Source organism: Alcaligenes parafaecalis, assembly GCF_026344135.1.
In the GTDB taxonomy this organism is placed as follows: domain Bacteria; phylum Pseudomonadota; class Gammaproteobacteria; order Burkholderiales; family Burkholderiaceae_B; genus Alcaligenes; species Alcaligenes parafaecalis.
The window spans coordinates 1,262,025-1,275,236 of sequence record NZ_JAPKNA010000001.1; the positions used below are offsets into that span (position 1 = coordinate 1,262,025).

General features: G+C 55.6%; 13 protein-coding genes. 1 reads left to right on the forward strand and 12 read right to left on the reverse strand.

Going from position 1 to position 13,212, the window contains the following annotated elements; all coding sequences use genetic code 11:
* Positions 1–118: 118 nt before the first annotated feature.
* The 4 genes from OSH09_RS05870 to OSH09_RS05885 all read right to left on the reverse strand — a co-directional run bounded on the left by OSH09_RS05870 (position 119) and on the right by OSH09_RS05885 (position 4,735).
* The gene (locus OSH09_RS05870; protein ID WP_222667061.1) at positions 119–1,936 is read right to left on the reverse strand and encodes an acyl-CoA dehydrogenase; all 1,818 of its coding nucleotides are present in this window, start codon (positions 1,934–1,936) and stop codon (positions 119–121) included.
* A gap of 110 nt (positions 1,937–2,046) precedes the next feature.
* Positions 2,047–2,976 (reverse strand): electron transfer flavoprotein subunit alpha/FixB family protein, encoded by a 930-nt coding sequence (locus OSH09_RS05875; RefSeq protein ID WP_207875200.1) that lies wholly within the window; start codon positions 2,974–2,976, stop codon positions 2,047–2,049.
* On the reverse strand, positions 2,977–3,726 hold the full coding sequence (locus tag OSH09_RS05880) for an electron transfer flavoprotein subunit beta/FixA family protein (RefSeq protein ID WP_009456000.1): 750 nt from the start codon (positions 3,724–3,726) through the stop codon (positions 2,977–2,979).
* Positions 3,727–3,811: 85 nt separating this feature from the next.
* A complete protein-coding gene (locus tag OSH09_RS05885) occupies positions 3,812–4,735 on the reverse strand; it encodes a histone deacetylase family protein (RefSeq protein WP_266120426.1) in 924 nt (307 codons plus the stop codon).
* Between the two features lie 11 nt (positions 4,736–4,746).
* Between OSH09_RS05885 and mltB the strand changes: the two genes are divergently transcribed.
* The gene (gene mltB, locus OSH09_RS05890; RefSeq protein ID WP_207875202.1) at positions 4,747–5,940 is read left to right on the forward strand and encodes a lytic murein transglycosylase B; all 1,194 of its coding nucleotides are present in this window, start codon (positions 4,747–4,749) and stop codon (positions 5,938–5,940) included.
* Here mltB and cysM read toward each other — a convergent pair.
* From cysM to rpsA, 8 genes are all read right to left on the reverse strand, one after another.
* Positions 5,937–6,842, reverse strand: a complete 906-nt coding sequence (gene cysM / locus OSH09_RS05895; protein WP_207875203.1) for a cysteine synthase CysM — start codon at positions 6,840–6,842, stop codon at positions 5,937–5,939. The two genes, mltB and cysM, sit on opposite strands and share 4 nt — an antisense overlap.
* A gap of 99 nt (positions 6,843–6,941) precedes the next feature.
* Positions 6,942–7,328, reverse strand: a complete 387-nt coding sequence (locus OSH09_RS05900; protein WP_266120427.1) for a ComEA family DNA-binding protein — start codon at positions 7,326–7,328, stop codon at positions 6,942–6,944.
* A 116-nt stretch (positions 7,329–7,444) separates the two neighbouring features.
* Complete coding sequence (gene rfaD, locus OSH09_RS05905; protein WP_207875205.1) at positions 7,445–8,443, reverse strand: ADP-glyceromanno-heptose 6-epimerase; 999 nt, start codon at positions 8,441–8,443, stop codon at positions 7,445–7,447.
* Entirely contained in the window at positions 8,440–9,369 is a 930-nt protein-coding gene (gene rfaE1, locus OSH09_RS05910; protein WP_207875206.1) for a D-glycero-beta-D-manno-heptose-7-phosphate kinase, read from the reverse strand. The genes rfaD and rfaE1 overlap by 4 nt, the downstream gene beginning before the upstream one ends.
* Positions 9,366–10,613: a lipopolysaccharide assembly protein LapB gene (gene lapB / locus OSH09_RS05915; protein WP_207875207.1), complete on the reverse strand. Its 1,248-nt coding sequence runs from the start codon at positions 10,611–10,613 to the stop codon at positions 9,366–9,368. Before lapB ends, rfaE1 begins: the two co-directional genes overlap by 4 nt.
* Before the next feature lie 16 nt (positions 10,614–10,629).
* Positions 10,630–10,962, reverse strand: a complete 333-nt coding sequence (locus OSH09_RS05920; protein ID WP_207875208.1) for a lipopolysaccharide assembly protein LapA domain-containing protein — start codon at positions 10,960–10,962, stop codon at positions 10,630–10,632.
* A gap of 114 nt (positions 10,963–11,076) precedes the next feature.
* Positions 11,077–11,436 carry an integration host factor subunit beta gene (locus OSH09_RS05925; protein WP_026482971.1) on the reverse strand — a complete coding sequence of 120 codons (360 nt, stop codon included), beginning with the start codon at positions 11,434–11,436 and terminating at the stop codon, positions 11,077–11,079.
* A gap of 5 nt (positions 11,437–11,441) precedes the next feature.
* A complete protein-coding gene (gene rpsA, locus OSH09_RS05930) occupies positions 11,442–13,160 on the reverse strand; it encodes a 30S ribosomal protein S1 (protein WP_207875209.1) in 1,719 nt (572 codons plus the stop codon).
* Positions 13,161–13,212 lie beyond the last annotated feature (52 nt).

The following is a 13,212-nucleotide window of genomic DNA, read 5'->3' on the forward strand; positions in this document are numbered from 1 at the left end:
ATGATTTTGTCAGTATAAAGAGTGCGTTTCAAATAATTAAAAGCTATATTAATATACCCAAAAAAGGCCCGGCAGCCAAAGAGGCGGCGCGGGCCTTTATGCCTTGCGGCTTGTCGACTTACAGCAGTTCAGTCGACAGGTAAGGAGTCAGCTCCACACCATCCGCCACAGACTGAGCCAAGGCACCGGCACGTGGCAGCAAGTGGCTGGCAAAGAACACGCTGGTCGACAGCTTGCGGCGCAGGAATGGATCCTGATTGCCTTCGCTCAATGCTTTTTCTGCAGCCAAAGCAGCACGAGCCATTTGCCAACCCGTCAGCACGTAACCGGACAGCATCAGGAATGGCACGCTGCCCAGGAATACCGCGGACAGGTCTTTCTGAGCGTTCATCAAGGTGAACATGGCCGCACGTTCCACGCTCTTCACACCTGCTTCCAGGCGATCAGCGATCAAGCTCAATGCAGCTTTGTGCTCACCGCCTTGAGCAGCGCGTTCACGCAGCTTGGCAACGGTTGCACCCAGCTCTGGAGCCAGACCCTGGATCACAGCACCTGCATCACGCAGCACCTTGCGACCGATAAAGTCGTTGGCCTGAATCGCTGTGGTGCCTTCGTAGATAGGCAGAATGCGAGAGTCACGGTAGTGCTGAGCGGCGCCCGTTTCTTCGATAAAGCCCATACCACCATGCACCTGCACGCCCAGGGAAGTCACTTCCAGGGACATTTCAGTGCTGAAACCCTTGACCACAGGCACCAGGAACTCATACAGAGCCTGATAACGCTTGCGAGCATTTTCGTCTGCGCTGTGACGTGCCTTGTCATTTACACCGGCGGCAAAGTAAGCCAGCGCACGGGAGCCTTCAGTCAGGGCACGCATTTGAACCAGCATGCGCTGCACATCAGGGTGATGGGCGATGGAAACGGCTTTACCGCCCGTCAGGGGAGCACCCTGCACACGGTCGTTCGCGTATTCAACCGCTTGTTGCAAAGCACGTTCAGCCACAGCAATACCCTGCACGCCCACAGCGTAACGGGCTGCGTTCATCATGATGAACATGTACTTCAGGCCTTCGTTTTCCTTGCCGACCAGGTAACCAACAGCGCCCTCGCCTACATCGCCCTTGCCCGAGCCGTACAGCAGCACAGCAGTTGGGCTGCCGTGAATGCCCAGCTTGTGCTCCAGCGACGCACACCAGACATCGTTACGCTCACCCAGAGAGCCATCGTCCTTGACCATGAACTTGGGCACGATGAACAGCGAGATACCCTTCACACCGGCAGGCGCATCAGGCGTGCGGGCCAGCACCAGATGAACGATGTTCTCGGCCATATCGTGCTCACCGTAGGTGATGAAAATCTTTTGACCGCTGATACGGTAGCTGCCGTCATCCTGAGGAACGGCACGGCTGGCAACCTGGGCCAGATCCGAACCGGCCTGAGGCTCGGTCAGGTTCATGGTGCCGGTCCAGCGACCTTCCATCAAAGGCGGCAGGAAACGTTCTTTCTGCTCGTCCGAGCCGACCATGGACACGGCTTCGATCACGCCGTCGGTCAGCAAAGGACACAGGGAAAAAGCCAGGTTGGCGGCATTGATGTTCTCACATGCCACAGCACCAATCAGCTTGGGCAGGCCTTGGCCACCCAGCTCGGCTTCGTGTTGCAAGCCTTGCCAACCGGCTTTTGCAAATTCTTCAAAGGCTTTTTTAAAGCCGGGTGTGGTGGTGACCACACCGTCATTCCACTTGGCGCCATTCTGATCACCGGCGCGGTTCAAAGGTGCTACTTCCTGCTCAACGAAGCGGGCGTTCTCATCAATAATGGCATCGATCAACTCGGCCGAGAAATCCTCAAAGCCAGGCAATTCCAGCACACCAGGTAGATCAGCCAGCTCTGTAAGTGCAAAGCGGATGTCTTGGGTGGGTACACGATACGTCATGAACACTCCTACACAGAAACAAAAAGGACCGAAGCCACAATCAGGCCCCCCAGGATATATACGTACTGAAAAAAAGCCTGCTGGAGAAACCCCAGCAGGCCGATTGGCGCTTAGAGCGCTTTTTCTAACTCAGGCACGGCTTCAAACAGATCCGCAACCAGACCGTAGTCGGCCACGCCAAAAATAGGCGCTTCTGGATCTTTATTGATAGCAACAATCACTTTGGAATCTTTCATGCCAGCCAAGTGCTGAATGGCACCGGAGATACCGACGGCTACGTACAACTGAGGAGCCACGATCTTGCCTGTCTGCCCCACCTGCCAGTCGTTCGGCGCATAGCCAGCGTCAACAGCCGCACGCGAAGCGCCCAGTGCCGCACCCAGCTTGTCTGCCAGACCGTCCAGCAACTTGAAGTTTTCGGCACTGCCCATACCGCGGCCACCGGAAACCACGACACCTGCACCGGCCAGTTCTGGACGGTCGCTCTTGGCCACTTCACGGCTGACAAAAGTCGAACGGCCCGAATCAGCCACAGCGCTCAGTTCTTCAACCGCAGCACTACCACCTTCAGCGGCCACAGCGTCAAACGCGGTAGTACGCACGGTGATCACTTTAACGGCATCGCTGGACTGAACCGTTGCCACCGCGTTACCGGCATAAATAGGACGGGTGAAGGTGTCAGCCGACTCAACGGACAAAATGTCCGACAGTTGGGCAACATCCAGCTTGGCCGCAACGCGAGGAGCAATGTTCTTGCCCGAAGCGGTAGCGGGGAACAGGATGTGGCTGTAGCCGGATGCAATGGCCAGCACTTGAGCGGCCACGTTTTCAGCCAGACCCTCAGCCAGTGCTGGGCCATCAGCCAACAGTACTTTGCTGACACCCTGGGCTTTGGCAGCCGCCTGGGCCACGCCAGCAGCCTGGTTACCTGCGACCAGAACATGCACATCACCGCCGATTTTCTGAGCGGCAGCCAGAGCGTTGAGCGTTGCAGCCTTGAGCTGCTGATTATCGTGCTCGGCAATAACAAGGATAGCCATTTAAATCACCTTCGCTTCGTTCTTCAGTTTCTCGACCAGTGTCGCTACGTCGGGCACCATGATGCCAGCGGCACGAGCTGGGGGCTCTGTCACTTTCAGCGTTTTGATACGGGGAGCCACATCAATGCCCAGCTCTTCAGGAGTCAGGGTTTCCAAGGGCTTTTTCTTGGCCTTCATGATGTTGGGCAGGGTCACGTAACGAGGCTCATTCAAGCGCAGGTCAGTCGTGATCACTGCGGGCAGGCTCAGTTTCAATGTTTCCAGGCCGCCATCCACTTCACGGGTAACCGACACGCTGTCGCCCGAGACTTCAACCTTGCTGGCAAAGGTGGCTTGTGGCCAGTCCAGCAGCGCAGCCAGCATCTGGCCGGTTTGGTTGGCATCGTCATCAATCGCTTGTTTGCCCAGGATCACGAGCTGAGGCTGCTCTTTGTCCACCACGGCCTTGATCAGCTTGGCCACGGCCAAAGGCTGCAATTCTGCGTCGGTTTGCACCAGGGTGGCCCGATCCGCACCAATGGCCAAGGCCGTGCGCAGCGTTTCCTGGCTTTGTGCAACGCCGCAAGAAAGCGCGATCACTTCAGTGGCTGCACCGCTTTCTTTGAGGCGAGTAGCCTCTTCGACAGCGATTTCGTCAAAGGGGTTCATGGACATTTTCACATTGGCAATGTCCACCCCGGTTTGGTCAGATTTCACGCGCACCTTGACGTTATAGTCAACTACGCGTTTCACGGGTACTAACACCTTCATGTAATGTTCTCCAGTGCAGTCTTAAATAAAAATTGTTCTGTTGAAATAAGGCTTTAGAAGAATTCCAAAGCCCGGAGCCACTTGCCTAAAGCCCGGCAAGGGCCCTGATGTGGGCCACCACGCTGCGTCCCAGGGACGAGGGATCGTACCCCCCTTCCAACATACTGACCAGACGTTGTCCGGCACTAGGCGCACAGGCTTGAACCACCATCTCGGTCAATTCCGCATAATCGGCTTCCACCAGGCTTAACTGTCCCATCTCGTCTTCGCGGTGAGCATCAAAGCCTGCCGAGAAAAAGACCATTTCAGGGGCAAACGCCTCTATGCGGGGCAAACAAAGCTGTTTGAACAGATCGATAATCTGCGCAGACTTGGTGTAAGCCTCAACCGGTATATTTACCATGTTTTGCGCCGCCGGGTCCTGAAAGGAATCAGGAAAAAACGGGGACTGAAAGAAACTGCACATCAGAACCCGCTCGTCACCGGCAAAAATCTGTTCGGTCCCATTGCCGTGATGCACGTCAAAATCGACGATCAACACGCGCTTGAGATCATATTTTTCCATCGCATAGGCCACGGCCACCGCGATATTGTTGAAAAAACAAAACCCCATCGCCCGAGCCCGTTCGGCATGATGTCCGGGGGGCCGCACTGCACAAAAAGCACCGGTCGCTCCCTCGTTCATGACGCCATCGACCGCATCCAGACCCGCCCCGGCAGCGGCATAGGCCGCTTCCAGGGTATGGGGATTCATCAGGGTGTCAGGATCGATATTGAAATACCCCTGCTTGGGCAATTGCTCTTTGAGCTTTTGCAGATAAGCAGCATCATGCACCCGCAGGATATCCTCATCCGTCGCCAGCCGAGCTTGCCGCTGGGCCAGATAGGATGCCAGACCGCTGGATAGCAGTTGATCGTTTATGGCATCGAGTCGCTGCGGACTTTCCGGATGCCATCGACCCATCTCATGCAAATGGCACGATGGATGGATAAAATATAGTGTCTCCATGAGGATGGATTATGTTCAGACCCACTCGAATTTTGCAAGCAGTACTGATCGCGCTGAGCACTGCCGGCTGCGCCACAACCACCACCCAAGCCCCGGCCTTGGACTCCAAACCCAGTAAAGACGCGGCTTCCCAAGCCTCTTCAAAAAAACCAACGATCGTCGCCATCAAGGCTTTGGACGAGCCGGTGTCCATTCAGGCCGGTGAATCTCGCTCCGGACGGACACAATTTTTTAAATTAAACGGTGAATTAAACGATGACATTGCGGCCTATGCCCAAGAAGTGGCAAGTGCACGCAAGATTCCATTGGATCTGGTCACCGATATTTTGCAGCAAGCTCAATATAACGAGACCGCTGCCAAATTAATGCGCCCTACAAAAGGTCGTATCAAGCGCAGTTGGGTCACGTACAAGCAGCGCAATGTGGACCCTGCCCGTATTCAGGGTGGCGTCCAGTTCTGGCAAAAACACCGTCTTGCCCTGGACCAGATCTCCCAGACCTACGGTGTCCCCCCGTCTATTATTGTGTCGATTCTGGGAGTGGAAACTGTCTACGGCAAAATCATGGGGGACTTCAAGGTACTGGATGCCTTGTTTACCCTGGGCTTTGCGTACCCGGATGACAGCCGCCCCGAACGCGGCCAATTATTTCGCGATCAACTGGCTGACCTGATCGAGCTGCACTATCAAGGGGAACTGGATGCACGTATTGTTCAGGGCTCGTTTGCTGGTGCGATGGGTATGTCCCAATTCATGCCAGGTAGCCTGATACGGTATGCAGTAGACGGCGACGGCGATGGTCGAATCGACCTGCGCAATAATCCGACTGATGCAATGGCCTCGATTGCCAACTTCCTGCGCGCCCATGGCTGGGAGCCAGGCCTGCCAGTCTTTGCCCCGGCCCAGCTTAGCAATGCCAATAAAGGCATGGTCGATGGCGGCATCTACCCCAAACTGAACTGGACACAGTTGCAAGCGGCCGGAGCCAGCGTAAAAGGCCAGAGCCAGAATACCGGCCCCTGGCAGCAGGCTCAACTAGGCGTCGTGAACCTGGTGGACGAACCGCGCAACACGACAGAATATCGCCTGGGTACGCCCAACTTCTTTGCCATTACCCATTACAACCGCAGTTATTTTTATGCCAGCTCGGTGGCAGATCTGGCCTCCGAACTGGCTAAACAAATGGGCTATGGCGACCCTAATTAATTAAAGATACCGGTAGACAAGTAGCGGTCGCCACGGTCGCACACAATAAAAACGATCGTGGCGTTTTCTACGCGCTGAGCAACGCGCATGGCGGCAACCAGTGCCCCACCCGAAGAAATACCAGCACAGATCCCTTCTTCCGCGGCCATACGACGCGTCATGATCTCGGCCTCTTGCTGACCAATTTCCTCGAACATATCCACTTTGGACGGATCGTAAATCTTGGGCAGATACGCCTCAGGCCATTTACGAATACCAGCAATCTGCGCACCGGGCGCAGGCTGTGCACCCACCACCACAATGCCACTGTTCTGGCTGCGCAAGTAATTACCTACACCCATGATGGTGCCGGTCGTCCCCATGGCGCTGACAAAGTGAGTGACCTGGCCGTCGGTCTGCTGCCAGATTTCCGGGCCAGTGCTGTGTACGTGAGCTGCCGGGTTGTCCATATTGGCAAACTGATCCAGCACCTTGCCCTGCCCTTCGGCCTGCATCTTCATGGCCAGATCTCGGGCATACTCCATGCCGCCTTGATCTGCTGGTGTCAGAATCAGCTTGGCACCGTAAGCGGTCATGGAAGCGCGACGCTCCAGCGACAGATTGTCGGGCATGATCAAAATCATTTTGTAGCCACGCACGGCGGCGATCATGGCCAAGGCAATACCCGTATTGCCGCTGGTAGCCTCGATCAAGGTGTCTCCCGGCTTGATGTCACCGCGGCGCTCGGCCTCTTGAATCATGGAGCTGGCTGCACGGTCTTTCACCGAACCGGCGGGATTATTGCCTTCCAGTTTGGCCAGCAAGACATTACCGCGTGCCTGCCCAAACTCGCCGGGGATACGCTGCAAGCGCACCAAGGGGGTTTGGCCAACGGTATCTTCAATGGTGGGATAATTTTTCATCGATCAATCTCTTACCTTGAGCAAGAAGGCAGCCAGCTCACACTGACTGCCCATGCAGACTAAACAAACTACTAGCTTAAAGCGAGTCTACGCCCAGAGCTACGGCTTTCTTCTTATATCCGCGTCGGCCGTATTGGAAACTGCTTTGGTGGCGGCCTTGGCTGACTCCACTTTCAAGCCGGATTGCTCCATCGTAATGATCTTTTTCGCGCCTATGCCTTTGACGCGATCCGCCAGATCCTGAAGAGAGTCAAAAGGACCACCACGCTGACGCTCTTCCAGAATCAATTCCGCAGTACGAGGGCCTATGCCTTTAATCTGCTGCAGTTGCTGAGCATCTGCAGCATTCAGATCCACCGCAGCCGCCAGGCCGAACGGCCCAAACAAACATAGCGCCAGCAAGAACCGCAGCACAGATCCGCGCCAGCCTTGCATCAAGGACAAGCGACGAGGGGCGTCAAAGGAAAATTTCAAGCAGATAGACATGATAAAGGCTCCTTGGAAAGAAGCCTTTATGGTGCTGCCTGCGGGATCACAACGCCTGTTGGAAGACAGCGTTTAGCCATGCGTGGCAGCCCGCATGGACTTTATCGTCCGAATACTTAGCGCAAAGCCCCCGACTGCAGCAGACGACGTACATACTCGGCCACGCCAGTCTGTACATCATGGAAAGGTTTGTCGTAACCAGCAGCCCGCAACTGAGTCAGATCCGCTTGCGTATGGCTTTGATAGCGACCTTTCAGATCATCCGGGAACGGGATGTATTGCAGGAACTGCTGCGTCACCAGGTCTTCCAATGGCAAAGCGGCCAAGCCGTCATGCTCACGCAAGGTATTGACGACCGTCTGGGCCACATCATTGAAAGGCTGGGCACGACCCGAACCGCAGTTAAATACACCGGACTGATTGTCCTGACCCAGGAAATGCAGGTTTACCGATACAACGTCATCAATAAAGACGAAGTCACGTTGCTGGCCACCATCCACATAACCATCCCAGCCACCAAACAGCAGCACATGGCCATCACGGCGGTATTGCAGCATATTGTGATACGCCACCGACGCCATGCGACCTTTGTGCTGCTCTTGTGGACCATAGACGTTGAAGTAACGCAGGCCCACCACCGGCGCACGCAAGCTATCCAGATGACGACGTAGTACTTGGTCAAACAGGAACTTGGAGTAACCGTAGACATTCAAGGGCGCTTCATTACTCAGATCTTCGGCATACAGGGGACCCGCACCATAAACAGCGGCCGACGAGGCGTACAACAAGGGAATACGTTTGGCCTGGCAATACTCGAAGATTTCCAGCGTCACGCGGTAGTTGTTGTCCATCATGAACTGACCATTGCGCTCGGTGGTATCCGAACATGCGCCCTGATGCAGAACCGCTTCAATATTGGAAAACTCGTCCCGAGCCAGACGGGCACGGAAATCGTCCTTATCCATATAGTCAGCAATTTGGCCATGCACCAGATTGACGAACTTGTCGCCATCACTCAGATCGTCCACCACCAGAATATCGGTCACACCCTGCTGGTTCAGACCCTTCACCAAATTGCTGCCAATAAAGCCAGCGCCACCGGTCACTACGATCATGCCAATTCCTTTGCCGTCACAATGGACGTACCCAATTTTCCGACTACGATACCGCCCGCACGGTTTGCCCAGCGCATGGCCTGCAACCAATCCAGGCCCGCGGCTCGCATTACCGCCAGCGTCGCCAATACCGTGTCCCCTGCACCGGAGACATCAAACACTTCTTGTGCCTGAGCATCCACATGCTCACGCCCCTGTTCGGTGAACAAGGTCATGCCTTGTTCGGAACGGGTGATCAGCAGGCATTCCAGATTCAGCTTGCGACGCAAATTCTGGGCACGCTGCATTAAATCGTCTTCATCTTTCCAGGCCCCTACGGCTTCCTGCATTTCCGAACGGTTCGGTGTCAGGATAGTGGCGCCCTGATAGCGCTCGTAGGTCTTGCCTTTGGGGTCGACCAAAACGGGAATATTCTTGGAGCGTGCCAAAGCAATCAGGCTTTCAACCTGCGCCAATGCACCTTTGGCGTAATCAGACAGAACCAGCACCTGATGCTGATCCAGCAAGTCGCTCATGTTTTGCTGTAGCTGCTCCAGAGCGCCGTCAGCGGGGCTTTCTTCAAAGTCCACCCGCAACAACTGCTGCTGACGACCTAGTACCCGCAACTTCAAGGAAGTGGGCATCAGAGGGTCTTGCACCCAGTGGGCCTGAACATGGTCGGCTTTCGCCAGATCTTGCACTGTCTTGCCTGCTTCGTCCTGCCCAATCACGCCCAGCAAACTGGCTTGAGCACCCAAAGCGGCGATATTGCGTGCCACGTTGGCCGCACCACCCAAACGATCCTCCACTCGACCCATCTTGACCACAGGAACAGGCGCTTCGGGGGAGATACGATCCACATCGCCGAACCAGTAACGGTCCAGCATGACATCGCCCACGACCAGCACACGGCTGGCAGCGACGGCTTCACCAGGAAACGTCATCATTTCAACTCCTCAAGACGTCGAGGAGCATAGGTTTCCCAGGAGTTGCAACCGGGACACTGCCAGTAAAAATGGCGTGCCTCAAAGCCGCAGGAACTGCAGGAATAACGATCCAGACGCTGGGTGTGTCGATGAATCAAAGAGCGCAGCAGGCTTAGATCGGCCCCTGCAATAATCTGGTCTACGCCGACGGCATCCACACCCTCGACACCCTCTTTGTTTTGCCCTTGATCCTGAAGTTCGACCTCCAGCATCTTGTCCAGACCCAACAAGGAAGGATGAGCGCGCAGGGCATCACGCGCAAACGCCCAGGCCTGCAAATGGCCTTCCTGTTCACGCAGAACACGGAACAGCACATTGAAAATATCCAGGCTGGGGTGCTGCTGATAATGGCTGCGCAACATGGCAACGCCTTCTTCAGCACGACCCAGCTTGCGGTAGCTGTCCAGCAGCTCCGTGGCGTACAGGCCCACATATTCTGGAGCACTGCTCAAAATGGAGACCAGGTAAGCACGCTCTTGCTCGCTCTGCCCTTGCATCCGGGCCACGCGAGCACGCAAACCGGCGACTCGAGCCTGAGATGCGTACATACCTTGACCAGTCCCCAGTTTGCGAATGGCATTATCAGCCTCATCCAGCGCTTTGGCGGCGCGATCAAAATCCGGCTGCTTGCCCTGCAAGGCCCCTTCGGCCTGCTCACACTGGTAATGCACCAGTTGCGGCACGGGTTCGTCGACCAAGGCGCGCAAGCGGCGCACCGCTTCAATGGCACGCGGCCAATCGTGCTCGGACTCGTAAATACGGATCAGGGCGCGCATGGCAGGAATGGCAAAACGGGTTTCGCGCACTGCCTCAAAAGCGGCCTCCGCCCGATCCAGCATGCCTGCTTTCAAAAAGTCCTGGGCGATCTGGAACTGGGCGTTTTCACGGTCAGCAACGGGCAAGTCTGCCCGCGACAACAAACTTTGGTGCACACGAATGGCACGCTCCATTTCGCCACGACGACGAAACAGGCTGCCCAGCGCAAAGTGCAGCTCGGTGGTTTCAGGGTCCAGCTTGGCCACTTCCACAAAGGCGTCAATGGCACGATCCGGCTCTTCGTTAAGCAGGAAGTTCAAACCCTTGAAGTAGGAATCCGGCAAAGTACGGGTTTCGGACATCATTTGCCGAAAGTCCACCCGCGCCGCGACCCAGCCCAAGGCAAATAGAATTGGTACAAAAACCAACCACCAGGTTTCAAAATCCACTGTTTACTCCAACGGCTTACAAAGGCGCCAAGGGGGCGACGGTCTCGGGCGCAACGGCTGCCGTATTCACGGGCGCTTGCTGCATTTGCTCCAGCCTGTCTTGCAGACGGTCCATTTCGCGACGCAAGCGGTTGACCTCGCGACGACGACGCATCACAGCACCGACCATCAGAAGCAGTCCCAACACCAAGCCTAAAATGAACGCAGCCAGCATCACGACGATCAGTGGAACGTCTTGAATAATATGCTCGGCAAAAAAGCTGACCTGCACGGGCTCCGTGTTCTTGAGTGCAAACAGCAGCACGATCACAAAAACGAGCAGACGCAATACCCAGACTAGATAGCGCATTATTAGGGCTCCAACAGTGTTTTTATAATGTCTGATTGTACGTGCAAGCGGAATTTAGCGCACACGCAAAACAGGCCCTAAAAAGGGCCTGTGTAATCAGTGTGCAAGTAGGTCTTAACCGTGACGGACTCTTGCATTGAGCTGCTCGAAGGCAGACGACTGGTCGTCTGCTTCGATTTGCTCTTGCTCAAGAAAGACAGAATCAACTCGCTCGCGCAATTCTTTACCGGCTTTGAAGTGCGGCACCTGTTTACCAGGCACCATCACTTTCTCACCCGACTTGGGATTGCGCCCTACCCGCGGCGAGCGGGTAGAGAGCGAAAAACTGCCAAACCCGCGGATTTCGATCCGTTGACCACTGGCCAAGGCCTGGGTCATTGAATCCAAAACCGTTTTCACGGCGAAATCCATGTCGCGCAGAGCCAGCTGCGGATAGCGGCTGGCCAACAGCGCGATCAGCTCAGACTTTGTCACGCTGATTAACCGTCGTCACGTTGCTGCTGGTCCAGCTTGGCACGCAGCAGAGCACCCAGGTTGGTCGTACCGGACGAAGCGCTAGCTTCGGTCAGACGGGCCATGGATTGAGCGGTTTCGGCGGTATCACGTGCCTTGATGGACAACTGAATCGAACGGGTCTTGCGATCCACGCTCAAGATCATGGTGTCGATTTCCTGACCTTCTTTCAGTGCGGTCGTAGCGTCTTCCACACGGCCCGAGGAGATCTCGGAAGCACGCAGGTAGCCTTCAACGTCCAGCGACAGCGTTACAACAGCACCCTTAGGCTCAACCGACTTGACGACGCCGTTTACCACAGCACCCTTGTCGTAGGTGGCTACGAAGTTGTTGAACGGATCGCCTTCCAGTTGCTTGATGCCCAGGGAAATGCGCTCTTTGTCGGTGTCGATACCCAGAACCACGGCGTCAACTTCGTCGCCCTTCTTGAAGTTGCGAACGGCTTCTTCGCCAGTCTCGGACCAGGACAGGTCGGACAGGTGAACCAGACCGTCGATGCCGCCAGGCAGACCAACAAACACGCCGAAGTCGGTGATGGACTTGATGCCACCGCGAACCTTGTCGCCGCGCTTGAAGTTGATGGCGAAATCTTCCCATGGGTTGGCACGGCACTGCTTCATGCCCAAGGAGATACGACGACGATCTTCGTCGATTTCCAGAACCATGACTTCGACTTCTTCACCCAAGGTCACAACCTTGCGTGGGTCGACGTTCTTGTTGGTCCAATCCATTTCGGATACGTGAACCAGACCTTCGATACCGTCTTCCACTTCAACAAATGCACCGTAGTCGGTCAGGTTGGTAACCTTGCCGAACAAACGGGTGTTTTGTGGGTAGCGACGTGCCAGGCCGATCCATGGATCTTCGCCCAACTGTTTGACGCCCAGGGAGACACGGCTCTTTTCTTGATCGAACTTGAGAACCTTGGCTTCGATTTCCTGACCCACCTGCAGAACTTCGGATGGGTGACGAACACGGCGCCAGGCCATGTCGGTGATGTGCAGCAGACCGTCGATGCCGCCCAGATCCACGAACGCACCGTAATCGGTGATGTTCTTGACGATACCTTTGACGATAGCGCCTTCGGACAGGGTTTCCAGCAGTTTCTGACGCTCTTCGCCCATGGAGGCTTCCAGCACAGCGCGACGCGACAACACGACGTTGTTACGCTTGCGATCGAGCTTGATAACCTTGAATTCCAGGGTCTTGCCTTCGTATGGCGTGGTGTCCTTGACAGGACGCAGGTCAACCAGCGAACCAGGCAAGAAGGCACGGATGCCGTTGGTCATGACAGTCAGACCGCCCTTGACCTTACCGGTGATGGTACCGTTGACCAGCTCGCCGGACTCAAGCGCTTGCTCGAGGGACAACCAGGCCGACAGACGCTTGGCGCGGTCGCGGGACAGGATGGTGTCGCCGTAGCCGTTTTCAAAGGCATCGATTGCCACGGAAACAAAGTCACCAGCTTGAACTTCCAGTTCGCCCTGATCGTTCAGGAACTCTTCCAGAGGGATCAGTGCTTCGGACTTCAGGCCAGCATTGACCAGCACGTAGTTGTGGTCAATACGCAGAACCTCGGCGGAGATAACTTCGCCGCTTTTCAGGTCTTGGTTTTTAATGCTTTCTGCAAACAAATCGGCAAAACTTTCGCCGCCCGTTGCGTCTGTGTGAAGGTTAGTGGACATTAAATCAATCCGTTAGCCAAAATGGCCATAAAAAACACACCAGGCAGAACCC

Bases quoted from the DNA above. Each gene is read 5' to 3' on its own strand.
- rfaD (WP_207875205.1), bottom strand. From the start codon at position 8,443: ATGATCGTAGTGACCGGTGGCGCTGGCTTTATTGGCAGCAATTTGGTG.
- mltB (WP_207875202.1), top strand. From the start codon at position 4,747: ATGTTCAGACCCACTCGAATTTTGCAAGCAGTACTGATCGCGCTGAGC.
- OSH09_RS05870 (WP_222667061.1), bottom strand. From the start codon at position 1,936: ATGACGTATCGTGTACCCACCCAAGACATCCGCTTTGCACTTACAGAG.
- cysM (WP_207875203.1), bottom strand. From the start codon at position 6,842: ATGAAAAATTATCCCACCATTGAAGATACCGTTGGCCAAACCCCCTTG.
- OSH09_RS05875 (WP_207875200.1), bottom strand. From the start codon at position 2,976: ATGGCTATCCTTGTTATTGCCGAGCACGATAATCAGCAGCTCAAGGCT.
- OSH09_RS05880 (WP_009456000.1), bottom strand. From the start codon at position 3,726: ATGAAGGTGTTAGTACCCGTGAAACGCGTAGTTGACTATAACGTCAAG.
- rpsA (WP_207875209.1), bottom strand. From the start codon at position 13,160: ATGTCCACTAACCTTCACACAGACGCAACGGGCGGCGAAAGTTTTGCC.
- OSH09_RS05885 (WP_266120426.1), bottom strand. From the start codon at position 4,735: ATGGAGACACTATATTTTATCCATCCATCGTGCCATTTGCATGAGATG.
- OSH09_RS05900 (WP_266120427.1), bottom strand. From the start codon at position 7,328: ATGTCTATCTGCTTGAAATTTTCCTTTGACGCCCCTCGTCGCTTGTCC.
- OSH09_RS05920 (WP_207875208.1), bottom strand. From the start codon at position 10,962: ATGCGCTATCTAGTCTGGGTATTGCGTCTGCTCGTTTTTGTGATCGTG.
- rfaE1 (WP_207875206.1), bottom strand. From the start codon at position 9,369: ATGATGACGTTTCCTGGTGAAGCCGTCGCTGCCAGCCGTGTGCTGGTC.